We start from the raw sequence: 21,220 nt of genomic DNA, 5'->3' as shown, positions 1-21,220 counted from the left end.
AGCTATCCCTGCTCACGCAGGGCGGACTTCTTCAATCGGCGCGTCGCCGTTATCAAGCCCGAGCTATCCCTGCTCACGCAGGGCGGACCCGTTGCTGGCCTGCGCTTCGTACTCGTAAAACGAGCTATCCCTGCTCACGCAGGGCGGACGGCCGGGTACCCCTTCCCGTACTACGCTGCCACGAGCTATCCCTGCTCACGCAGGGATAGCTCGTGGCAGCGCCCTCGTCGTGTTCTTTTTCGGGCTATCCCTGCTCACGCAGGGCGGACCCGGTATCGCCAGTCCACATGGACTTGAAAACCGAGCTATCCCTGCTCACGCAGGGCGGACCGGCAGCTGACCAAGGTCCCGATGAAGGAGCTCGAGCTATGCTCACGCAGGGCGGACAGTAACGTTCGTTCGCGCGCGCACGGCGTCGGCGAGCTATCCCTGCTCACGCAGGGCGGACGAAGCGTGAGCCATGTACGAACGACTGGTGTTCGAGCTATCCCTGCTCACGCAGGGCGGACTCCCATCTGGATAGTGCCGGCGAGTCGCTCGACGAGCTATCCCTGCTCACGCAGGGCGGACGATGAACGGCCCTGGACCCACGAGGAAGGCATCGAGCTATCCCTGCTTACGCAGGATGGACATAGAGTTCGGCCCGGGATATGGCAGCCACAGCGAGCAATCCCCGCTCACGCAGGGCGGACGCCTTCCTTCGCCCCTACCCTCGGCACGGCGTCGAGCTATCCCTGCTCACGCAGGGCGGCTACTCTAAGGAAAAGCCTCTCTCCCGACTATAGCGCGCAGTGAACACCTTTCCCCGCGCGTCGCGTACTTGAGCACGCCAAGTGCCTTGCGCAACCTCGGACATTCGGAGGTACACGCGACCGTCATTCTGGACAGGCTCCCCAATCAACCGCGCTCTCAACGAAATCTGAGACAAGACAGCTCCGTCACGCTTCGACCGAAACAGTGGCTGAGGACTGGCAGCAGTATCGCAGAGAACGACCTGAACAGAAGCCTCTCCCAGTCGCGTCACGCTCCGCTCGGACGTCTCAATGCCGGCCTCTGTACTGTACCCACAGTCAAGACGAAGCATGCTGACGCGGGCGTGCTGCTGTGCCGCCGAGGTCCTACCCTGCGCGCGTTTTTCCGCACCCTCCATAGGGCTCGGCACCGTCGCACGCTCATCGTACGCGTACTCGACCGCCCGCCGCACCTCACTAGGAATTTGCAGTCTCTGCCAATCCTTAACAATCTGGGCAGTTCTCAGCAAGACCCCGGGCATCGGATACACGTACACTGTGCCGCCGGGCAAGTCGTTTAAGAACCGCTCGCCGTCCACGCTGGCCGGCATAATCACATACAGCGGACTGGGCGCTCGTGCGTCCAGTTCCGCAGGATTACCTTGCGTGTCGCGCGGATGCCGGCGGCGCCGACCGGCGCGCTGCAACAAGCTATCAACGGGCGCGAGGTCGGTGAACATCTCGTCAAAATCCACGTCCAACGACTGCTCTGCTACCTGGGTAGCAATCACCAATCGGCCGGCCCGCGTCGCTTGGGTAGAGTTCTTACCGAATGACCGCAGCAATGCCTCGTCATTGGCCCCTCTATCGCCCAGCATGAAACGGGCGTGAACAAGCGACACCTTTCCAGGGTACCGCTCCGCAAACAGGTCGTACGCTGCTTGCGCCGAGCCTACGGTATTGCGCATCAGGCAGACACACCTGCCCGCTTCCAGTAGCTCACCGATTTTTTCGATAGCGTCGGCTTCACCAATGCGTTCAAACGACAACGTGCGCGGAGTCCCTTTGGCGTGGATTGGTTTCTCTAGCTGGGCCAGACCCGAAAAAGCGGTAGCCAGCGGATATGCGTTCTCGAGAAGTGGCGTCGGAGTCGGCCCGCCCTTTCCGCGCGCGAACGCTTTGATAAGCGCCTGCTTGGTCGTACGCGGAAGTGTTGCCGACAGAATAATGGCGCTGCCCCCTAGCCGCGCATGTTGCGTGAGCGCGTTCTTGAGAATATCGAGGAGGTACGGCTCACAAGCGTGTGCCTCATCGACTATCAAGACCTTCTCGGCCAAGCCCACATGACGAAGTACGACGTGGCGAACAGGCAGTCCCGCCATGACAACTTGGTCTATCGTCCCTACTCCCACGTCGGACAGGAGGGCCGTCTTGGCGCTTTCTTGCGCCCATGAATCAAGCTCCGACGAGACAGTACCGGGCTGCGCGCGTGAAGCCCTCATACGAGCAAGAGCCGTCTTCGCCTGCCCATGCGCCAACGTCACGATAGGTTGGTGGCCCGGCTCGAACAATCGACTGACGAGCGGCTCGACCCGCTCAAAAACGGCATTTGCCGTAGTCTGCGTCGGCAATGAGAAGAACACGCCACGCGCGAATCCGTTTGACATCAAACGAGATGCCAAAGTAAGGGCCGCTTCTGTCTTGCCAGCGCCAGTCTCGTCTTCCAGTACGAATAAAACGGGTTCTGGCGTGGACGGTAACGCCACGGTATCTACAAAATCCTGCAGCGGTGTCGGCGATTTTGCCGCGTAGCCCGGTTCGCATAGTGCCCGCGCCGCCCCAAACAACCAGTCGAATCCGAAGCGCGAACTGCGCGGCTTCTCAACCAGTCCGCATTTGCTTACAGCGACCTCCGCTCGATTCAGAGTGTCGGACAAGTAGTCGTCGAGGCTCTGAAGTGGCAGTTGATACGGGAAAAAGTCCTGCGAAGAACCGACCCAGTCGCACAGGGTGACAACACCGGCTAGCAGCCAGGACGCATCCCGCAAACGCTGCGGGTCAGGAAGCTCTCGCCAAGGTAGTGCCGGTTGTCCGAAGAGGCGTGCTACTTCTACTAGGTAAGCGTTGGCGGCCCTGCCCGAAAGGCCTTTGAGTGGCCGCACGCGTAGCGATTCGGGTCGGCCGTGATGCCCGCAAGTCGCATTGGCCAACGGCTCCAGAAACGCCTCGGATTGTTCGGCCTCGTCCGAAGACATCCAATGGGCGGCCAAGAACTCCAGCAGTGTCGTCAGCCCTACCTCGGAGTGAGGCTCCCCTTCCACCACCCGACGTTCGCCCGGGAACAGGACCGAAAACGCCTCATCAGCCTTGGACTGGAAAGGGATGCCAAATTTACCCACATCGTGACACGCCGCCAAAAACATTGAAAGGTGGCGAGTATCGCTCTCGGGTAAGGCAAGCAAGATGGAAAGCCTGCGCAAGACGGCAGGGTTTGTTTCGAGAAAGACCCCCACTACCGCTGCAACATCCAAAGAATGATATGCCAACGGATGCCAGTCCGCACCGACGGAGCGCGCTTCAGGCAAGGGGTGGGCTTTACCCCAAAAGTTCAGATAGTCCATATGCCTTCCATTTGTTTCGTATCCTGCTTGGTGCACTGCTCCCGGTGGCGTATCGCTGCTCACGCAAGGCATTCGCTCTACGCGCCCACCCCCGGGTCGTTGAATGCGAGCTATCCCTGCTCGCGCAGGGCGGACGCTGTATCGCGGACCTGTGCCAGCATCCGGGTCGAGCTATCCCTGCATACGCGGGGGGACTGCATCTTCGCCTGCTCAAGGATGTGTGTGAGCGAGCTATCCCTGCTCGCGCAGGACGACCGTAGAAAAGGTCGATGGATTGCTGACCACGAGCTAAGTCACGCTCAACCGTCAGGGCATCCGTGGAGCCGCCGCAAGCGGTAACCGGAGCGACGTTTTTGTAAAGCCACGGAATCTTAACAAAATGCCGACCGTCCCGGTGACTGTCTTTACAAAAGCCCCGAGTCGTGAGCTATACGGATGTAGGACAACCCAAAAAAGAGGACAACATTATGCAAACATCAATCCATTTCGCGTACGTCAAAGAGAGCACGCAGTACACCATCGACGTCGATGGCCAGGCCCTGGCGCTCTCGCGCCGCCCTTGGGGCGGAGCGCAGGTGGCGGTGAAAGGCCGGACTGCTTTCATCGGTTATCTGGTCGAAGAGGATGCTCAAGACCCGACCGATGACGATGCCGTTGGCAAAATCTATGCAATGCCTCCCCGAGATGAGTCTGGCAGGCTGTTGGAGGTCTTGGGACTCGACATCTTCCGCCACCCCAACTTCGAACACCCGGCCGTCCAAGCCATTGCTGCAGAGATGGCAGCACGGGCGGGCAGCACCGCCGGGGACCTGTCGGAAGAACAATGGCTGACCGCTTGGCGGCGCGCCCGCCGCTCAGGCGCAGTCGGCAACCCGTTTGCCGTGAGGTTGGACAAGTACGAACACGGAGCAATCGAGTATCGAGTCGACCAGCACTGTCTGACGGGCGACTTGGAGAAGTTCTCCGCTGATGCTGTATGGGTGCCGGACGCTGAGCTGGAGAAGTACCTGTACGAAGCGATGTTCCAGCCCCAGGGTGTGACGTTCGGACACCGGTTCGACGGTTCCAAGAATGTTCACGAGGTTATCCACAATGGCGTCGTCGTTGGTACGTACGAGTCGTTTAACGCCGCTGTGAAAGCCACCCGCGACTACTGGCTTGGCAACGCTTCCCTTGCTGAAGAAGCGTACACACGGAAGGCAATCGTGCTCCTGTGCGAGAAATATGCGCGGGAGGCGCTGGAGGACTACAACGAGTATCTGAACGGGCACGCCTACGGCATCGCAGTCGACACGTTCGCGATTCCGGCGTCAGCCGACCCGGAATGCGAGCCGACCGAATACGTGTTCGCGTCAACCGACTACGAGGAAGGATATCTGGGTCTCAATCCAACACTCACGGAGTTGAGGGAGCGGATGGAGCGCCGGGCAGGAAACGACGCTGCGGCCACGTCGTAATACGCACTTTCATTTCGCTGGCGAAACCTCCGGGTCTTCGCCAGCTTTTCTTTGCCAGCCTGACGCTCATCTGTAGCAAGCACTTGTGCACCCGGCCGCCTTACGCTGGCGAAAGAAAGCGCCCGAAGTCAGAGACCTCCGGGCGCCTAAAATCATCTGCTTGCCGTCAACGAGCTACTTGGGTGCGTACTCGTACCGTCCTGCCGCGTATCGAGACGGGCCTACCCGCGTCATCTCGCAAATACCGTAGTAGATGCCGTCGTGTGCGGGATTGCTCGCGCTTCCCCCGAGTTGGAATATGTTCGAAAAGCCGTTTGCGCGGAGTTCATCCGCAGAATCGGCGTGGTCGAGTTCCCAGTACAGTTGCTGCGGAACTGCGCCCTGCTCCTTAACCAGCACATCCACCCAGTCGACATCGGTCTCATCGCCCGTAGCGCCAATAAACGCCTGCACCATTTCCACAAGCTGCGCTGCGTCGGGGACGTAATCAAGAATGGCGTGAAGATTCTCAAAGTGCTTCCAACCGTGACAACGCGAACCCATGAACACCAGAACATGCTTTGACATGGAGTATTCCTCTTTAGTTGACCTACTCCCGTGTAGCGAGCAGGCCTTCGACGCGACCGGAAAACGAGAGACTGCCCGAGCACGCGAAAGAAAATCCGCAGCGCGAGCCTGCGGATGAATGAGAACATCAGTTCTTCGTGGGCGGGTTCAGCGCCACCTGAACAATCGGCCGGCCGCCGCGCGTAACGCTACGGAACATGTCCGAAAGTCCGACCCTGCCGGACCAGAGGTCACACAGAACGAACTCCCCGGGGCGCGAAGCCCCAGCGAGAAACGGCAGGTCCTGAACGCCCGCCTCCAGCACAAGCGCCTTGATGCGGGTCACGGCCGAATCAGTCGACAGCACCGGCGTCAAAGAATCGTCCGCCGTTGCAACGATGACCGGCTGACCACCCCGACTGACCGCGTGGTACACATCGCCCTTTCCGGCACGCACCAGCTTGATAGTGCAACGCCGAAACTCTCGGGCTTTACGGCTCCAGATAAGCACAGGGTCCTCCCCTCCTACAACATCCCCGAGGGCTTGAAGGCGCGCCACGGCTTCTGAAGCCATCAGATACGGTACCACTTTCATTGAAAATCTCCTTGTTGGCCTGCTGTGTATAGCCGACGTGCATGGAAAGCGGCTCGGGGGCGCCACGGCGACCCCGCCTGCGCAACCCTGCGGTCGCGGTGGAAAAACAAGAGGCCCAGCGTCGTATAAACAACGCCGGGCCAATCAGGAAGTGCGCCGAACTTTAGCAACGGCCGCCGTGATTCCGCATCCACTCAAGAACGCCGTCGCGCGTGATGTGGAACCGGGGACGGCAACCCACCTCGCTCTTGTAAAAGTCAGAGAACGAATCATACAGTTCGCTATCGACACCGCCTGCAGTGAGCCTCGGGCCCGAGCAGCGCGATGAGCCGGGTCACGGTATCGTTGTAGGTAGCCAGCGCCGCCACTTTTACCGGGCAGTCAGTTCGATTCTCGAGTCTGGCCCTGTTCGATGCATCGTAATACGCGTGAAGCGCGGTCTCCTGAGCGAATTGAATTGCCTTCGCCTCGGGGGTTGGCCCCTGCATCTGGTCTTCTGTAAGTCGCATTTGTTTAGTGTCCTCAAGTTAGGTCGTTCGAAAATCTGCACCCTTACAGCCTATGTAGCGACCGAGTTGCTGGCCCGAGAAAAGGCCCCGCCGCGAAGATGCGGACGGGGCTTAGATAAATCAGCTTCCCGGAGGTGTCAGAGGGAGCTGACCGCCTCCGCGAACTCACGGTCGTAGTTGCGCGGGGGATGCACAACTTCGGGGTACTTCGGCCGCCAATGCGTTGGTCGGCCCTTGTTACCCGCGAAAAAGCCCTGCTCGAGCCAGTCCGTATCGATGGCGTCGCCCGCCGCGTCAGGGTGCTCCGTCAGCGTGAACACCTCGAGGCCCTCTGCCGGCATCCGCTCGCTAAGTGGAATCCAGCCGTCCGTCGATATTCCGGGAATCTGAGGAAAACACTCTTCCACAATCCGGTGGGCTGCCGCCAGCACCTGCTTGCGTTGCGGATGTCCTTCTGGGAAGAGACTCCCCAGATGCGCTTCGATAATGGCGTCGCGACGTGCCGTGGGCTCCGCGAAAACCGTTATCACCTTCCCTTCTGCCGCGTCTGCGATGAGTTGTCCCAAGTCTTCTGAAGCGTTCAAGAAATGCCCTCCTTGCAATTGTGAACAGCGAATGGTCGCTTGCTTAGCGGACCATTTTGTATAGCTCAGGGGTCCGTCTCGGTCAGACGGCCCCCCACGAGGGCGCGGGCGCAACAGCGAACACTCGGAGGCCGGCCGGGCTGGCGCGAAGCGGTAATACCGGGCGAACCCGGGCCGCTGGGGAACTCGATTACGTCACTCAACCTGAACCGAATTCCGCAGTCGGCGTAGCCGTGCCCGCCTGGAAGCCCTATACAGCATTGAGGCCATAACCCGGTTCAGCTACTGAGCCACTTGAGGAAGAGACTTATGTCACCGCAAAACCCCAAAGTTTTACCCGCCCTGTCTGTGAAAGAGGGTCAGTTTTACCCTTGCGTTGCCGACTCAACCGGCCGAATTTCGCGCCGAGTTGGAAAGGCGATGTCGAGAGACGAGGCAACGGACTTCCTGAAAAGCCACTTCCGCAGCAAATGGGTGAACTGCGAAGCGATACCGCAACCGGTCGCCCACCATTACTTTCGCTGACAGCCTCTGCCAGTGACCGTCCCCTGATTGAAAGCCGGCCATTCGTTGAGGATGCGCCGGTGTTTTTTTCTTCTACCGTCCGCCTGCCAGCAGAAGCCGCCCTTGCACGGCCCCTTCGCGCATGTGCGCCGACAAAACGTCTTACTTTTGGCGTTTTGCCTATTTTTGCTGTACAGCTAAACTAGCTGAAATAGCAAATTTAGAGGCCGCCTCGGACGAAACCCCAATCCCCGCCGGCCTGCGTCTTAATAATTTTTGCCCCGCGCCCCTCGCGCTTCACAACCAGTGGACGATTTGCAAAGTCGACGCTAGTCCGGCGTTTTTACAAAAAAAAGCGTCGGCGCGCCGCGCCTTTCCGTCCCCCTCCCACCCGCGAGCCAAAGGCTGCTGCACCGGCGCCACAAAGCCAACCTTGAATTTGACAGGGACGTGCGTACGACGCCCGCCCTGGTGCGAGGGTGCTCGTTGGAACCGAGAAGGAGTTGGCGGGGAACCGTCCCCGCCCAAGCGGAGCTTCGCGCCATAATCGAGAAGCCCCTTCCCAAAAGTACGCATGTGCCGGGGGGGTGGAGTGGTTCGTTCTACTCCGGCCTGCGCGTGCCAGAGTCGGGCGATAGCCGTGCTCCGTCTAGCCGCCAGACAAATCGATGGTTGCCGGGATGCGCGAGTGGCTGCAAAAACCCGGTATTTTTCAGCCGTTCAATCCAGTCCGCGCCTGATTCGGCGAACAGGCGAGCCGGTGCGCCTTGCTCCAACAATTGACGCGCGGCGTACTCAGTGCCACATTCCCCTGAGCGCAATTTGGACAGGGCCCGCTCCGACGCAACTTGCCCATTGGGTAGTAGCCACAGTGTCCTGCCCTTACCCTGCCCTCTGTAAATTGCGTTGTGGGCTCGGTAAATGGTACCGGTGTGACTGCGCTTGACCAGCTCTCCGGCCGCATTTCTGCGTTCGACCGGGTCGCAGTACGCGACCACGCCCTTTACCTCCGGGAGATGCCTCTTCAGGAGACGAAATGCGCGGCCCAGAAACCAGGTTTCCGCGTTAGCCTCAAGAGAATCCAGCAATACGAAGCGCCCCAACTCGACGCCGTGTGCGGGTGCCAGCGCCAGCGTCGCAGGAATTACGCTTTGGGTCATCGGAACCGAAAACACCGCAACACCCCCAAGGTAGGCGGGCGCAAATGGCGGCTTGACCACAATCCCGGCGCGAAACCGGGCGGCTGGATAAGAGCCGCTGTAGTGATGCGCCTTGACAAACAGCTTGGCGTCTGATTCGTCGAGGCCCACAACTTCGGCGCGGGTTGTGTCAAATACCTCGCCGGCCGGACGATAGCTTGCACGGGTCCGATTCCAGCGGAGGCAATTTTCCATCAGGGCGGCAGAGGTCATGCCACTATTATACGGCTTTACGGCGCGCAACGTGGCTGAAAACCTTCACAGAAACTCAATCTTTACACTTGCTGCTCGACTCTTTACGGGCCATGAGGTTAGAATCGGTGCGTCAGTTTTACAGCGAGCCGTCTCCGGGGCCATCTGATTTGAAAGATGCCCGGCGGCCCGGTTCCGCCTTCACATTTCAGGATTTTCGCATTGGACTTCGTTCAATCCCCCGCCGCCCTTCGAGCGGCCGGCGAACTGTCGCCCTTCCCGGCTCTCCCCTCCGCAACGAAGCGCTGCGGAACCTGCAAGGAAATCAAGCCCAAGTCCGAATTCAGCTTCAAGAACAAGGCGCTCGGCACGCTCCACACCAAGTGTAAAGCCTGCAAGAACGCGTACACCAAGGACCACTACGCAGAGAATCGGGACGAGTACCTCACGCGGGTCAGCACCCGCAACAAGGTCGTCAAGCAGACGTACACAGATGCGACCGACAGCTATCTCGCGGGTAGGCACTGCTGCAGGTGTCTCAAAGACGCCGGTGGGGAACTGTATCTGTACCGTAAGCCCGGATACGAGGGGCCGCCCGTCCATGAAGTTCGTCGCGAGAAACTCGGAAACGACGCATTTGCTCTTGCGCTCGCGAACAGCGACGTCTATTGCCGCCATTGCCTTGGCGCCAAGTTTGTCCCCAACCTCCTTCTCTACGCCTTCAGGCCGCGCGCGTCCCCGTTGAGGCCTCCGGCTGTCCCGCGCGCAAGGCCGGCTGGCGCATGCAAAAATTAGCGGCTTCCCCGGATGGAACACGGGTCACGAGAGCGGTCGCCCCCACAGGCCTCGCCGGCATTGGTCCTCGCCGTTTTTCCATGGAATGCGCTATACACACCAGGACAGCCGATTTCTTTAACAGGCCTCGAAAGAGGCAACGATTCAGGTGTTGTTCGTTCCTTCGCCCTTCAGACCGCACGACGATTCCGGCCGCTTTTTGTAAAGGCACCCGGGCTGTTTGCAAATCTGTGGGACATCCAGTTTTTTGTACCGTTTTTACGGAGCTACGGCTTCGCTTAGGAGAGAAAAATCATGTCAGGTCATCTGAGCAGTGTTGATGTGTCGCAGTACAAGACGGTCCGTCGTAACGGCTCGGTGGTTGGTTTCGAGCCGCAGAAAATCCAGGTCGCCATCTCGAAGGCTTTCATGGACGTTCGCGGTAAGGACGCGCTGATTTCGAAGCGTGTGCATGACGGCGTTTCCGAGTTGGTGGAGTCGGTCGTCGGTGCGCTGGTTCGTAGCCGTCCGCAAGGTGGCTCGATTAACATCGAGGAGATTCAGGACCAGGTTGAGCTCCAGCTGATGCGCGCGGGTGAGCACGATGTTGCGCGTTCGTACGTGCTGTACCGCGAACGTCGCGCTGAAGCGCGGGCCAAGACGGCCGCCCAGCAGCCAACGGCAGAGGCACGGCCGTTGAACGTTGTGTTGACGAGCGGCGGGATTGTGCCGCTGAATCTGGGGGCACTGCGCGGTCGTTTTGCTGCCGCATCGGAAGGCTACGCAGAGGTCGACGTCGATGGTTTGTTGACGGAGACGCTGAAGAACCTGTACGACGGCATCCCCGAGCACGAAGTGAACAAGTCGGCCATTCTGGCGGCGCGTACGCGAATCGAGCAGGACCCCGCGTACAACTACGTGACGGCCCGGCTGTTGCTTGACGACATCCGCCTGGAAATTCTGGGCGCGCCGTTCAGCGCCGAGGAGATGCAGGCGACGTATCCGGAGTACTTCCCGGCGTTCATCCAACAGGGCATTGCAGCGGAGTTGCTGGACCCCCGACTGGCCGAGTTCGACCTGGCTCTTCTGGGTTCAGCACTGTACGCGGAGCGTGACCTGCAGTTCGGTTACCTCGGCTTGCAGACGCTGTACGACCGCTACTTCCTGCACATCGAGGAAAAGCGAATCGAGATGCCGCAGGCGTTCTTCATGCGCGTGGCGATGGGCCTCGCGTTGAACGAATCGGACCGTGAAGCTCGCGCAATCGAGTTTTACAACGTTCTGTCGAGTTTCGATTTCATGAGCTCGACGCCCACGTTGTTCAATTCGGGCACGCGGCGCAGCCAGCTGTCGAGCTGCTACCTCACGACCGTTCCGGATGACCTCGACGGTATTTACGACAGTCTGAAGGACAATGCCCTGCTCTCAAAGTTTGCGGGTGGCCTGGGCAACGACTGGACGAACGTGCGCTCGATGGGTTCCTGGATTAAGGGGACCAATGGCAAGTCGCAAGGCGTGGTGCCGTTCCTGAAGGTGGTGAACGACACGGCAGTCGCGGTGAACCAGGGTGGCAAACGCAAGGGTGCAGTCTGCGCGTACCTCGAAACGTGGCATGCGGATATCGAAGAGTTTCTCGACCTTCGCAAAAACACGGGCGATGACCGCCGTCGCACACACGACATGAACACGGCCAACTGGATTCCGGACCTGTTCATGAAGCGCGTGTTCGAAGGTGGTGAGTGGACGCTGTTCTCGCCGTCCGAAGCTCCGGACCTGCACGACCTGTACGGCCGTGCGTTCGAAGCCAAGTACGTCGAGTACGAGGCGAAAGCCGCGCGCGGCGAGATGAAGGTGTACAAGAAGGTGGAGGCGCTGAACCTCTGGCGCAAGATGCTGGGCATGCTGTTCGAAACCGGCCATCCGTGGCTCACGTTCAAGGACCCGTGCAACATCCGCAGCCCGCAGCAGCACGTGGGCGTCGTTCACAGCTCCAACCTGTGCACGGAAATCACGCTGAACACCAGCAAGGATGAAATCGCGGTCTGCAACCTGGGTTCGGTGAATCTGGTCGCGCACCTGGTCGAAGGCGAGGACGGTGTCCTGACGCTGGACGAAGCGAAGCTGAAGCGCACCATCACGGTCGCCATGCGGATGCTCGACAACGTCATCGATATCAACTTCTATGCAGTCGAGAAGGCCCGTAATTCGAACCTGCGTCACCGCCCGGTCGGTATGGGCATCATGGGCTTCCAGGACTGCCTGCACGCAATGAAGATTGCGTACGGGTCGGACGCAGCCGTGCAGTTCGCGGATTCGTCGATGGAACAGGTGGCGTACCACGCCTACTGGGCGTCGTCCGAGCTGGCAGAAGAACGCGGCACGTACGAAACCTACCCGGGCAGCCTGTGGGACAAGGGCATCCTGCCGCAAGACTCGATGAAGCTGCTTGCAGAGGAACGCGGTGGTTATCTCGAGGTGGATTCGACCGAAGGCCTGGACTGGGCGCCGCTGCGCGAACGCATCGCGAAGTATGGGATGCGGAACTCGAACTGTCTGGCCATCGCGCCGACGGCGACGATTTCCAACATCATCGGCGTGTCGGCTTGCATTGAGCCGACTTTCCAGAACCTGTTCGTGAAGTCGAATCTGGCAGGTGAGTTCACCGTCGTCAACGAGTACCTGGTACGCGACCTCAAGGCTCGCGGACTGTGGGACGAGGTGATGGTGGCGGACCTGAAGTACTTCGACGGCAGCGTCAGCAAACTCGACCGAGTCCCTGACGACCTGAAGGCGCAGTACGCAACGGCGTTCGAGATGGACCCGAAGTGGTTCGTCGAAGCCGCCGCGCGACGTCAGAAGTGGATTGACCAAGGCCAGTCGCTGAACATCTACATGGCAGGTGCATCGGGCAAGAAGCTGGACGACGTGTACAAGCTGGCGTGGTTGCGTGGGTTGAAGACGACGTACTACCTTCGCACCCAGAGTGCCAGTGCCGCCGAGAAATCGACGGGACGCGGTGGTGAGCTCAATGCTGTATCAGCTCACGGCGGCGTGCAGGCTTTCGCAGCAGCACCGGCAGCAGCACCGTCGGTTCAGGCCGCTGAAGAAGAAGTAGCGGGACCGGTGTGCATGATGCGCCCCGGCGACGCAGGCTTCGACGAGTGCGAGGCTTGCCAGTAAAAACGAGTCGACGGGCCGTATCACGGCCCGGATTCGGTAATTAACCAGAGGTCCGGGGCGAGTCACTTACCCCGGACCTTTTTACAAAACGTGCAGTACCAGGACAAACAAAAGGAATTGAATCATGCGTATTTTTGAGGAAAGCGGTCTGCCCTCGACTTCGAAGGACAACACCCCGGCTGCCGCCGGCCGCGTCAATGCCGCAGAAAAGCGCGTCATCAACGGCAAAACCGATGTAAATCAGCTGGTTCCGTTCGCTCATAAGTGGGCTTGGGACAAGTATCTAGCCCAGTGCGCGAACCACTGGATGCCGCAGGAAATCAACATGCAGCGGGACATCGAACAGTGGAAAACCGGCCAGCTGAGCGAAGACGAGATGCGCTTGGTCAAGCGCAACCTGGGTTTCTTCGTGACGGCCGACAGTCTGGCTGCGAACAATATCGTGCTGGGAACGTACCGGCACATCACGTCGCCGGAATGTCGCCAGTTCCTGTTGCGCCAGGCGTTCGAAGAGGCTATTCACACGCACGCGTACCAGTACATCGTGGAAAGCATCGGACTCGATGAGGCGGAAATCTTCAACGCGTATCACGAAGTTCCGTCGATTCGCGCGAAGGATGACTTCCTGATTCCGTTCATCGATGTGCTGTGCGACCCGGCCTTCAAGACCGGCACGATGGAGGCGGACCAGAAGCTTCTGCGCTCGCTGATTGTGTTTGCCTGTCTGATGGAGGGGTTGTTCTTCTACGTCGGCTTCACGCAGATTCTTGCGTTGGGTCGTCAGAACAAGATGACCGGAGCGGCGGAGCAGTATCAGTACATCCTGCGTGATGAGTCGGCGCACTGCAATTTCGGCATCGACCTCATCAATCAGATTAAGCTCGAAAATCCGCATCTGTGGACCGATGCTTTCAAGCAGGACCTGATGCAGCTGTTCCAAAAGGCAGTCGAGCTCGAGTATGCGTACGCGGAAGACACCATGCCGCGCGGCGTGCTCGGCCTGAACGCAGGGATGTTCAAGGGCTATTTGCGCTTCATCTGCAATCGCCGTATGGAGCAGATTGGACTGCCGGCGCTCTTCCCGGGCGAGATGAATCCTTTCCCGTGGATGAGCGAGATGGTGGACCTGAAGAAGGAAAAGAACTTCTTCGAAACGCGTGTCGTCGAGTACCAGACGGGCGGCGCGTTGAGCTGGGATTGAGCCTGTAGGCTTGGTCAGATGTTATTCGAAACCCGCACAGTCTTATGTGCGGGTTTTTCTTTTTGGTACCGCCAAAACAAAGAAAGCACCGGCCCTTGAAGGGCTGGTGCTTTCGAATCAAACGAGGTCGAAACCCTCGGCCAGCGCTTTAGCCCTGTTTTCTTCGCGCGCGTGAAACGACGAAAACCCGATGACGCCAGCATCGCTTACAACGTAACGGTGGTATCCGCCGGCGCCGTAAATCGCTCCGTCGCCACCTTCGAGGTACTCTTTCCAGCTTATCTCGGGGTCGTGGGCGAGCTCTCCTTCGAGCTTGGCCTTCCACGCCGCCAGGAAGTGAAAGAACCCGTAGGGATTCTCCTTGCTGCGGTGCTGCAGGTCGAGCCACGCTTGCCCTTCTATCGCCGCGATACGGTCGAGCGCGTCTGCATCGTCAATCTTAACCATGGGTGTCACTCCAAATAAGGGGGCCTACGACGTCTAGCGACAGCAGGAACAGGGAGAGCAATCCGACGCTCAAGAGACGACTTTTTCCCCGCCGTTGGCGGCCGGCGCGCGGCGAGGGGCCTTAAACCATGGAAGCGCAACCATCGGGCTAGGTTGTTGGTTCTTTCCGTTGGACGGTACAGCGGTACGAGATGCTGGAGCACTCGGAGGCTCGAGAAGGGTATCCGCTTCGATTCCGAGCGTCCGACAAAATTTGTCGAGGGCATCCACAGAGAGGTCGAGTCCTATTTTCTCCATCGAAGTGAGGGTGCCGGTAGCTAGCCCCACCGCCTGCTCGAACGCGGCGATGACCATTCGGGCCTTGATGCACGAACGACGTGTATTCTTGGCCACTCGCGCGATAGCGAACGAGGGGTGGGTTGGCGCCTCACCGTGCGTTCGAAAGAATGTTCGCACGTCGGTGCCCAGCGCGTACGCTATTTCTTCCAACGTAGCAAGCCGTACATCGACCTTTCCCGCCTCGATACGTCGAAGGTGCCCTTCCCCACATCCGGCGAGCTTTCCTGCCTTGCGGCCCGTGAGGCCTTTCGTCAGCCGCACTTCCCGGATTCGGCGAGCGACGTTACGTCGCGTTGGCGTGGCGGTTACCGTGGAGTACATCGGGAATGTTCGTATCGGTTTTTCGGGCCAATATAATACCGCTTCCAGCGCTGGTCCTCAAGAACAGCTCATGCGCAACTCAGCGCGCCGGCGGGGTCGAACCCGAAACGGAGTGCCGGTACGCCCGGCGCGCAAGGATGCCCCCGAAAGCCGGCGGACACCGCAGAGCACCGCCCAGCTTTGGTAAAATGCTTCTTTTGTAAAGGACGAGTACGAAACTGCACATGGAAAATATTACGTCCCCGTCGTCCGACAGCACTCAGCAAGAGGCAATACATCGCGCAGTGCTAGCGGTGCTGCACCTGACCCTAGGCCGAACGGCCCTTACGGAAGACGTCGCGCGCCGCGTCACTGCCGCCGCCGCAGCCGCCCTCGAACCCACTCCTGAAACACAGACGGAAACCTCGCTTGCCCACCCTCTGCGCGAGCTTCGCCTGAGCATGACGGGCTACTCCTTGCGCATCGGCCGCGACGACGAGCTACGGATTATCGCGGAGGCCCCGAAATCGGCCATGAACGCGGAGTCCGCGTTCAAGCAATGGCTCGACGACGCAGAGCACATCATCGCTGCCTGCAAAGCGTACGCGCCGCCCCCGGCCCATTGACAAGGCAAGCGCTCGAGTCGCTAGACGTTGTTGCATTCAACACTAGGACCCAACATGGACATCAGACACGTTTTCGACTTCAACAAGGCACTCGAGCATGGCAAATGGGCATGGCCGGGTGGCTACGAATGTGCATTTCTGGCGGACGACGGAGAATTTCTGAGCTTTGAAGCGGCGCAGGAAAACGCAGGACAAATCCGCGACGCTGTCATCGCGCAGACAAATAATGGCTGGCGGGTCGTGGGGTTCGGCGTCGTTGAGACTGACGAAAATCCACTCTGCGCCCACACCGGAAAGCTTATCAGCTCGATAGGCGTTCCCTGTTGAAGCTACGACAGGCCCGTCATTGGTAATTCCAGCCCTCAAACCCAAAGTTTGGGGGCCTTTTTATACTTTCTCTGCGTCCGCGCAAATATCCTTGGGCCTCTTCAGCAAGAATAAAACGTAATCAAGCCAGAGTTAGCCGCTATTGACAACCCCGCAAAAGAAAAGCGCATGCCGAAAGGCCCCGGTGAGGTGGCGGCGTGTCCATAATAGTTTGCCTCGGGCCTCCCGACTGACCATCCAAAGGCTATTACGCCCGAATGTACGGCAAGAGGCGCGACGCGATTCATCGTCAAACGGGTTAGGTTCCTAGTACGAGGTGCCGCAAATCGGACCAGCTGTAGATGCCGGTCACGCCTATCAAGAACAGCGTAGCTGACGTTGCGAATAACGTCTTTTTCTGTTTCAGAATGTCATGGCGAGGAACGTTGTAAAGCAGTCTGCTTAAAATCGGCCATGTTGCGTTATGCAAGAGCATGACCAAGAAAACTGAGAATGCTAGCAGGGTGACTACCCATAGGATGAAAGTATTGCACAAAAGAACTAAAAAGACTGAGATGAATATGTCGTATCCCACATAATTTGTTGCTTTGTGAGGAGCCGGAGCGACAATGCTCAGCAGGACCAAAGCAACAACCCAGACTGTCGGGAGGACAAAATTTTTTGTTAAGCGAAGTCCTTTGTGCCCGGTCGCTGCTGATGTCAACGCGCGCCGCAGGCAACTCGAAATCCAAAGAGTCGATTTCAGCGCAACTGGCAATCCTAGCAGGAACGACACGAGCTCGGCCCGGTTCTCGGGAGACGCCGGATTGAGAGAATTAGCTCCCTCTTGGGCAAGACCTACCAGCCCATCGGCAATAAAAAGCGAACTAAAACCTATGACCGTCCAAAATAAACCCCTGACGTATCGACGTTCGAATGCCAACCCGGCCATAATCCATACAGCAAGAAATACTAGTCCGAAGAGCCAGAACACGATGTCGGAGGTTGAGTCAAAGTCCGAACGAGGTCCCGTGAACTTTGGAATCCAACCTCTCTCACCGCAATACCAAAATATGGCGAGAAAGATAAAAAAGCTTGAACCGCAGGCCAGCAGTGAGCGCCCATAGGCAACTATGCGCTTGTCTGACCCGGGGAGCAGCATGTTCAATCCAATAAGGGTCTTTTCTGCCGAAATTGCGAAAAGCGCAGCGCTGCGACTTATCATCTGAGAGCGCAAATCGTCAAATTGGGCCCACCAGCCTTCTATCCTATTTTGGAGACGCTTCTCTTCGTTTTCGTACACGCAAGCCGCAAGGTAAAATAACACGCCGCTCGAAATCAGAGCTGTCGCGCGAATAATGCCATCAAGTATTGACACGCTACCTCCGTCGAAGCTTGAATGTGCGAGGCTCTCTACCCAATCTCGGGACTCTAACTCATTCGCGAATAAGCGTACAACCACCTTAAGGTCAGGAACGGCGGTGCAAAGTGGCCAGAGTAAAGAACTCCTGCACCTGTGAGGTATCTTGAACAGCTCTTTTTCTGCTGGCGTATCGTTCTCACCTTGCTCGAGTGGAAATGTTCACCCCAGCAGATATCGCATGAAACGCTCTACACGGCCATCTCCGCCCAGCCGCGCGGCGAACTGCGCCTCTCATCGCCTGGCTGCGCCATGGCCACAGCACACGCATGCCGCGTACACGCGGCACAGACCGACGCGGACAGATTCCCGACATGACTGGTTGCCGCGCCCTATGAAGTCGCTGTTCCAGTGTCCGGGCAGCAGTCGGTGGTACATCTGGTGTGGACGTCAATGGGTGCTATGCGCGGGTGACGGGAAAAGCTTATCAGTTCGATAGGCGTTCCATGTTGAAGCCGTGACAGGTTCGTCATTAGTGACAGGTTCGTTCATTCGTAATTCCAGCCCTCAAAACCCCAAAGTTTGGGGGCCTTTTATACTTCTTTCGCGTCCGCCAAATATTCGGCACATAACGACAGCAAGGAATAAAGCGTAATATTTGCAAAACGAGGGGTACGCACCTTATCATCTAGGTTTATTTCTCATTCCAGCCCCAAATTTGAACCACCTGCCCCCGCCGCTTCCCGCAAATTTGGTTTCTTGCTGTTCCAAGGTCGTTTATGTCTGAAAGTCAAAGCCCGCTCGCGCAGAACGAAGCGGAAGAGATGGCACAGCGCCTCCACGCACTTATGGAGGAGAAGGGCATCCCACCTCGCTCCCGCGCGAGCAAGCTCACGCAGATATTAGGCTTGAGTCCGTCCCAGTCTTCCAGAAAGCTACGCGGCGTCAGTCCACTGACCGTACCCCAACTACGTCAGGTCGCGGAGCATTTCGAGGTGCAGGCTGAACGCCTCCTACAACCTCCCACGGACCCCGACCAAGGTTCTGTCGACGCTACTTTTATCGTTGGGAAGCAAGTCATACCGGGGAAGCTCTGGGTGGGGGAACGCTTTCCCCTTTTAGGCCGACGCCCAGAATTCGTGGCGCTCGAAAAAGAGGGACGGTGGGAAGTCGTCGACTTCGCCTCCAGCGCGGGATTTCAGCCATTCATCGTTGACCGTTTCGTTATGCGTTTCCCCTTGGGTCAGGGCGATAGAGTTGCCATAGTCGATGACGATGCAAGTTTCGCCGAGGCTATCGCAGAATATTTGCAGGAACAGGGACTGGACGCTCTTGCCTATTCCGACGTATCTGAGTTTTACGAAGAGTTGCAGGCGGACGGAGACGGCCCCGTCTTCGACGCTTTCATCGTCGACTGGAACCTTGGAGATTACACTGGACTAGAAGTCATGCGACGGATTCAGCGCTCTTCTAGTGCGGCGGCGCCGCTTATCTTGTTGACAGGGGTTCTTTCTCAGGGGTTAGGCGACGCCAACGAGACCGTTGGACAAGCTTTAGACGAAAAAGAGAATGCAATCTATATGCAAAAACCTGTCGACAACGTTGCGCTGGGCAAGACTTTGAAAAATATGTTGAGGACACATCGCGGCAAACATTGAGGCCCGGGCAAGAATCGACGCCCTTGGCAGTTTCACCAAGAACTACTTACAGCGGTGCTCCCGATTGGTGTCAGTCATCACGTGCGCACTGCTCTCTGACCAACTTCACCAGTGAGGCCGCGTCGACCGGCGCGACGACGCGCGCGTCGAAAATTTCTGCGCCGGGTTCGTCGAACGCCTGAGTGTGAGTGGCCATTCCCACCAAGGGAGCGAACCGGTTGACCGTTTTCTTGGCCGAGCGCGCGAGGGATATCCATCCAGGCATACCCAGGTGGGCATTGATAAGAATCGCCCCGTATTCACGCTGACTCATCCGACCTATCGCCTCCTGAGCACCCCCAACGCTGTCGCAACGAATTCCGTTCACCTTCAGCAAGTCACACACCGTCTCGCGTATGACTTCGTCGCTCTCAGCCAGCAGGACGAGCGGAGATGTCTCGTCGCCAGTGCTGGGCATCGCATCCGAATTCGCGGGAGTGGCCGCCGCGCACGGCGGCAAGCTTTCCAGAAATAGCCGCCTTTCGCTCGCGTTCGGCTCCGTGACAGGGATGTCAATCGTAAATCTCGAGCCCTGCCCCGGCTGAGACTCAAGCTCTATGCGGCCTCCGAGCTGCTCAACGAGGCCTTTGACAATGGCCAGGCCAAGCCCGGTTCCTCCGCGACGCTTTTGGGGCTGTGTAAAGGGCTGGTACAGCTTCGCGAGGACTTCGGGGGCAAAACCGCAACCATTGTCTGCCACAACAAGGCGGACATTGGTCCGCAGCGCATCAAGACTCAGCGATATCGAGACGACGCCGGCGTCGGCATACCGAATACTATTGCTAACAAGATTTGTCAAAATTTGGCTGAAACGGCGCCCGTCAGTCACGACGCGCCGCAGATTTTCGGTTTTGAGCTGCAAGGAGATGCGTTTGGAATCAGCACCCAATTGCTGGACCGCGATGACGTTTCGCGCAACCGCCTCCACGTCAACGGGTTCTAGCTCGAGCGTTAGCTCTCCGCTCCCGATTTCAGACAGGTCGAGCAAGTCATTGACCTGAAAACGCAGCTGGTCAAGACTCGTGCGCAGGCGACTTAACGTTTTGTCGAAGGACGGCTGGCTCACAAGCTGCGCTTCTAGCAGCTGGATATTGGTCACTATCGATTGCAGCGGAGCATTGATTTCGTGCGATACCTTGCCGATGAAGGTATGGCGGGCGCGCTCGGCCTCCGCGACCGCCTCATGGGCTGCCTTCTCCCTGGCAAGCGCTATCGAGTCTGCCCGAAGTCGCAAGATGACAATCCACCCTAGCGCCAGAAGCACGGCCCAGCCCGCGATAATCGCGATAAATGCACGGTTCCCGTTCTCTTTTATCTGACCGCGACGCTCCATTCGTACTTCCGCTTCTTTCGCGCGCGCCTGCATGACCAGGTCGTTCAGATACGGAATAAGCGCCGCGACCCGCTCACGGATATAAAGCAACGCGTCCCGGTCGGGCGCCTCGACTTTCGACCGAAGGTCCGCTATCAGCGCAGTCATTTCAGCGACCACTTCCGGATACGCAGTAAGGCTGCCGAGGCGTCTAGCCATGTCGGCCGACTGAAATGCGTCGACCTGCGCCTCTAACTCCCCGAAGCGGTCCAGCACCTCTCCCTCTTTCTGCCCGCTTGCGAGAGCTAACGCAGCTCCCTCCGACAGTCTCTCGTCGGCACGCCGAAGTGCGGCGGGTGCCCAGTCGATGTCTTCGTCGAAGACGGGGGAACTGCTAATCGCGTCAGCGCGGACCAGGAAGGAACGCGCCGCCATATACACGCCGCAGGTAAGAACAGCGCCCGTAATGAGAAACGTCCCAGTCAGCTTTCGAAACGGCACCTCAGCCAAATATCTCTTCATCTTGAGCAACGCCGCGCGCCCCTGCCCGGTGAGCGCGCCGCTGCGGCCAACGAGATTGATACGAAGCTGTCGTCAAGCCTTGAAAGCGCGGGGAGCGACGCCCCCGCTCTACCTACGGCGGCGGTAAGCGGGGAAGCCGCAAGCATCTGATTTTGGTATGACATATCCCGCGTGCTGCCCCAAGGTGCAATCGACAACGCCTTCCTCAACTCGCATCA

16 protein-coding genes and 1 pseudogene are annotated in these 21,220 nt (G+C 58.6%); 8 read left to right on the top strand and 9 right to left on the bottom strand.

Translation table 11 applies throughout. From position 1 onward, the window contains the following. Positions 1-751 precede the first annotated feature (751 nt). Positions 752-3,352 (bottom strand): CRISPR-associated helicase Cas3', encoded by a 2,601-nt coding sequence (gene cas3, locus F6X40_RS43480; protein WP_410452393.1) that lies wholly within the window; start codon positions 3,350-3,352, stop codon positions 752-754. Between the two features lie 422 nt (positions 3,353-3,774). On the opposite strand from cas3, the gene F6X40_RS10265 reads away from it, so the two are divergent. Next, on the top strand, positions 3,775-4,809 hold the full coding sequence (locus F6X40_RS10265; protein ID WP_187627714.1) for a hypothetical protein: 1,035 nt from the start codon (positions 3,775-3,777) through the stop codon (positions 4,807-4,809). Between the two features lie 174 nt (positions 4,810-4,983). Here F6X40_RS10265 and F6X40_RS10260 read toward each other — a convergent pair whose 3' ends face one another. The 4 genes from F6X40_RS10260 to F6X40_RS10245 all read right to left on the bottom strand — a co-directional run bounded on the left by F6X40_RS10260 (position 4,984) and on the right by F6X40_RS10245 (position 8,959). Then, positions 4,984-5,376, bottom strand: coding sequence for a hypothetical protein (locus F6X40_RS10260; protein WP_187627713.1), 393 nt, complete (start codon positions 5,374-5,376; stop codon positions 4,984-4,986). 127 nt (positions 5,377-5,503) lie between these two features. Beyond that, positions 5,504-5,950 carry a hypothetical protein gene (locus tag F6X40_RS10255; protein ID WP_187627712.1) on the bottom strand — a complete coding sequence of 149 codons (447 nt, stop codon included), beginning with the start codon at positions 5,948-5,950 and terminating at the stop codon, positions 5,504-5,506. A 646-nt stretch (positions 5,951-6,596) separates the two neighbouring features. Then, positions 6,597-7,043, bottom strand: a complete 447-nt coding sequence (locus F6X40_RS10250) for a DUF551 domain-containing protein (protein ID WP_187627711.1) — start codon at positions 7,041-7,043, stop codon at positions 6,597-6,599. A gap of 1,106 nt (positions 7,044-8,149) precedes the next feature. Beyond that, positions 8,150-8,959 (bottom strand): hypothetical protein, encoded by an 810-nt coding sequence (locus F6X40_RS10245; RefSeq protein WP_187627710.1) that lies wholly within the window; start codon positions 8,957-8,959, stop codon positions 8,150-8,152. Positions 8,960-9,160: 201 nt separating this feature from the next. Between F6X40_RS10245 and F6X40_RS10240 the strand changes: the two genes are divergently transcribed. From F6X40_RS10240 to F6X40_RS10230, 3 genes are all read left to right on the top strand, one after another. Next, positions 9,161-9,733, top strand: a complete 573-nt coding sequence (locus tag F6X40_RS10240; protein WP_187627709.1) for a hypothetical protein — start codon at positions 9,161-9,163, stop codon at positions 9,731-9,733. Positions 9,734-10,027: 294 nt separating this feature from the next. Next, positions 10,028-12,892: a ribonucleoside-diphosphate reductase subunit alpha gene (locus tag F6X40_RS10235; protein ID WP_187627708.1), complete on the top strand. Its 2,865-nt coding sequence runs from the start codon at positions 10,028-10,030 to the stop codon at positions 12,890-12,892. Positions 12,893-13,016: 124 nt separating this feature from the next. Continuing rightward, positions 13,017-14,093 carry a ribonucleotide-diphosphate reductase subunit beta gene (locus F6X40_RS10230; RefSeq protein ID WP_187627707.1) on the top strand — a complete coding sequence of 359 codons (1,077 nt, stop codon included), beginning with the start codon at positions 13,017-13,019 and terminating at the stop codon, positions 14,091-14,093. A gap of 117 nt (positions 14,094-14,210) precedes the next feature. Here F6X40_RS10230 and F6X40_RS10225 read toward each other — a convergent pair whose 3' ends face one another. Further along, positions 14,211-14,540 carry a hypothetical protein gene (locus F6X40_RS10225; RefSeq protein ID WP_187627706.1) on the bottom strand — a complete coding sequence of 110 codons (330 nt, stop codon included), beginning with the start codon at positions 14,538-14,540 and terminating at the stop codon, positions 14,211-14,213. 69 nt (positions 14,541-14,609) lie between these two features. Further along, complete coding sequence (locus F6X40_RS43475; RefSeq protein WP_187627705.1) at positions 14,610-15,200, bottom strand: helix-turn-helix domain-containing protein; 591 nt, start codon at positions 15,198-15,200, stop codon at positions 14,610-14,612. A 224-nt stretch (positions 15,201-15,424) separates the two neighbouring features. Between F6X40_RS43475 and F6X40_RS10215 the strand changes: the two genes are divergently transcribed. Both F6X40_RS10215 and F6X40_RS10210 read left to right on the top strand, forming a co-directional pair. Then, on the top strand, positions 15,425-15,805 hold the full coding sequence (locus F6X40_RS10215; protein WP_187627704.1) for a hypothetical protein: 381 nt from the start codon (positions 15,425-15,427) through the stop codon (positions 15,803-15,805). 54 nt (positions 15,806-15,859) lie between these two features. After that, positions 15,860-16,132, top strand: coding sequence for a hypothetical protein (locus F6X40_RS10210; protein ID WP_187627703.1), 273 nt, complete (start codon positions 15,860-15,862; stop codon positions 16,130-16,132). Between the two features lie 298 nt (positions 16,133-16,430). Here F6X40_RS10210 and F6X40_RS10205 read toward each other — a convergent pair whose 3' ends face one another. Next, complete coding sequence (locus tag F6X40_RS10205) at positions 16,431-17,489, bottom strand: hypothetical protein (RefSeq protein ID WP_187627702.1); 1,059 nt, start codon at positions 17,487-17,489, stop codon at positions 16,431-16,433. A gap of 213 nt (positions 17,490-17,702) precedes the next feature. Here F6X40_RS10205 and F6X40_RS10200 point away from each other — a divergent pair. Together F6X40_RS10200 and F6X40_RS10195 are read left to right on the top strand one after the other, a co-directional pair. Continuing rightward, positions 17,703-17,848 (top strand): annotated as a pseudogene (locus F6X40_RS10200) (IS30 family transposase); the annotation flags it as partial. A 402-nt stretch (positions 17,849-18,250) separates the two neighbouring features. Next, positions 18,251-19,129 carry a response regulator gene (locus F6X40_RS10195; protein WP_187627701.1) on the top strand — a complete coding sequence of 293 codons (879 nt, stop codon included), beginning with the start codon at positions 18,251-18,253 and terminating at the stop codon, positions 19,127-19,129. 70 nt (positions 19,130-19,199) lie between these two features. Here F6X40_RS10195 and F6X40_RS10190 read toward each other — a convergent pair whose 3' ends face one another. Beyond that, positions 19,200-21,002, bottom strand: coding sequence for a hybrid sensor histidine kinase/response regulator (locus tag F6X40_RS10190; protein WP_262421423.1), 1,803 nt, complete (start codon positions 21,000-21,002; stop codon positions 19,200-19,202). Between the last annotated feature and the right edge of the window lie 218 nt (positions 21,003-21,220).

This window comes from Paraburkholderia sp. UCT31 (assembly GCF_014397655.1).
In the GTDB taxonomy this organism is placed as follows: Bacteria; Pseudomonadota; Gammaproteobacteria; order Burkholderiales; family Burkholderiaceae; genus Paraburkholderia; species Paraburkholderia tuberum.
This window is presented reverse-complemented; position numbering and strand designations above follow the sequence as displayed.

Bases quoted from the DNA above. Each gene is read 5' to 3' on its own strand.
- F6X40_RS10210 (WP_187627703.1), top strand. From the start codon at position 15,860: ATGGACATCAGACACGTTTTCGACTTCAACAAGGCACTCGAGCATGGC.
- F6X40_RS10245 (WP_187627710.1), bottom strand. From the start codon at position 8,959: ATGACCTCTGCCGCCCTGATGGAAAATTGCCTCCGCTGGAATCGGACC.
- F6X40_RS43475 (WP_187627705.1), bottom strand. From the start codon at position 15,200: ATGTACTCCACGGTAACCGCCACGCCAACGCGACGTAACGTCGCTCGC.
- F6X40_RS10255 (WP_187627712.1), bottom strand. From the start codon at position 5,950: ATGAAAGTGGTACCGTATCTGATGGCTTCAGAAGCCGTGGCGCGCCTT.
- F6X40_RS10190 (WP_262421423.1), bottom strand. From the start codon at position 21,002: ATGAAGAGATATTTGGCTGAGGTGCCGTTTCGAAAGCTGACTGGGACG.
- F6X40_RS10215 (WP_187627704.1), top strand. From the start codon at position 15,425: ATGGAAAATATTACGTCCCCGTCGTCCGACAGCACTCAGCAAGAGGCA.
- F6X40_RS10260 (WP_187627713.1), bottom strand. From the start codon at position 5,376: ATGTCAAAGCATGTTCTGGTGTTCATGGGTTCGCGTTGTCACGGTTGG.
- F6X40_RS10225 (WP_187627706.1), bottom strand. From the start codon at position 14,540: ATGGTTAAGATTGACGATGCAGACGCGCTCGACCGTATCGCGGCGATA.
- F6X40_RS10195 (WP_187627701.1), top strand. From the start codon at position 18,251: ATGTCTGAAAGTCAAAGCCCGCTCGCGCAGAACGAAGCGGAAGAGATG.
- cas3 (WP_410452393.1), bottom strand. From the start codon at position 3,352: ATGGACTATCTGAACTTTTGGGGTAAAGCCCACCCCTTGCCTGAAGCG.
- F6X40_RS10230 (WP_187627707.1), top strand. From the start codon at position 13,017: ATGCGTATTTTTGAGGAAAGCGGTCTGCCCTCGACTTCGAAGGACAAC.
- F6X40_RS10235 (WP_187627708.1), top strand. From the start codon at position 10,028: ATGTCAGGTCATCTGAGCAGTGTTGATGTGTCGCAGTACAAGACGGTC.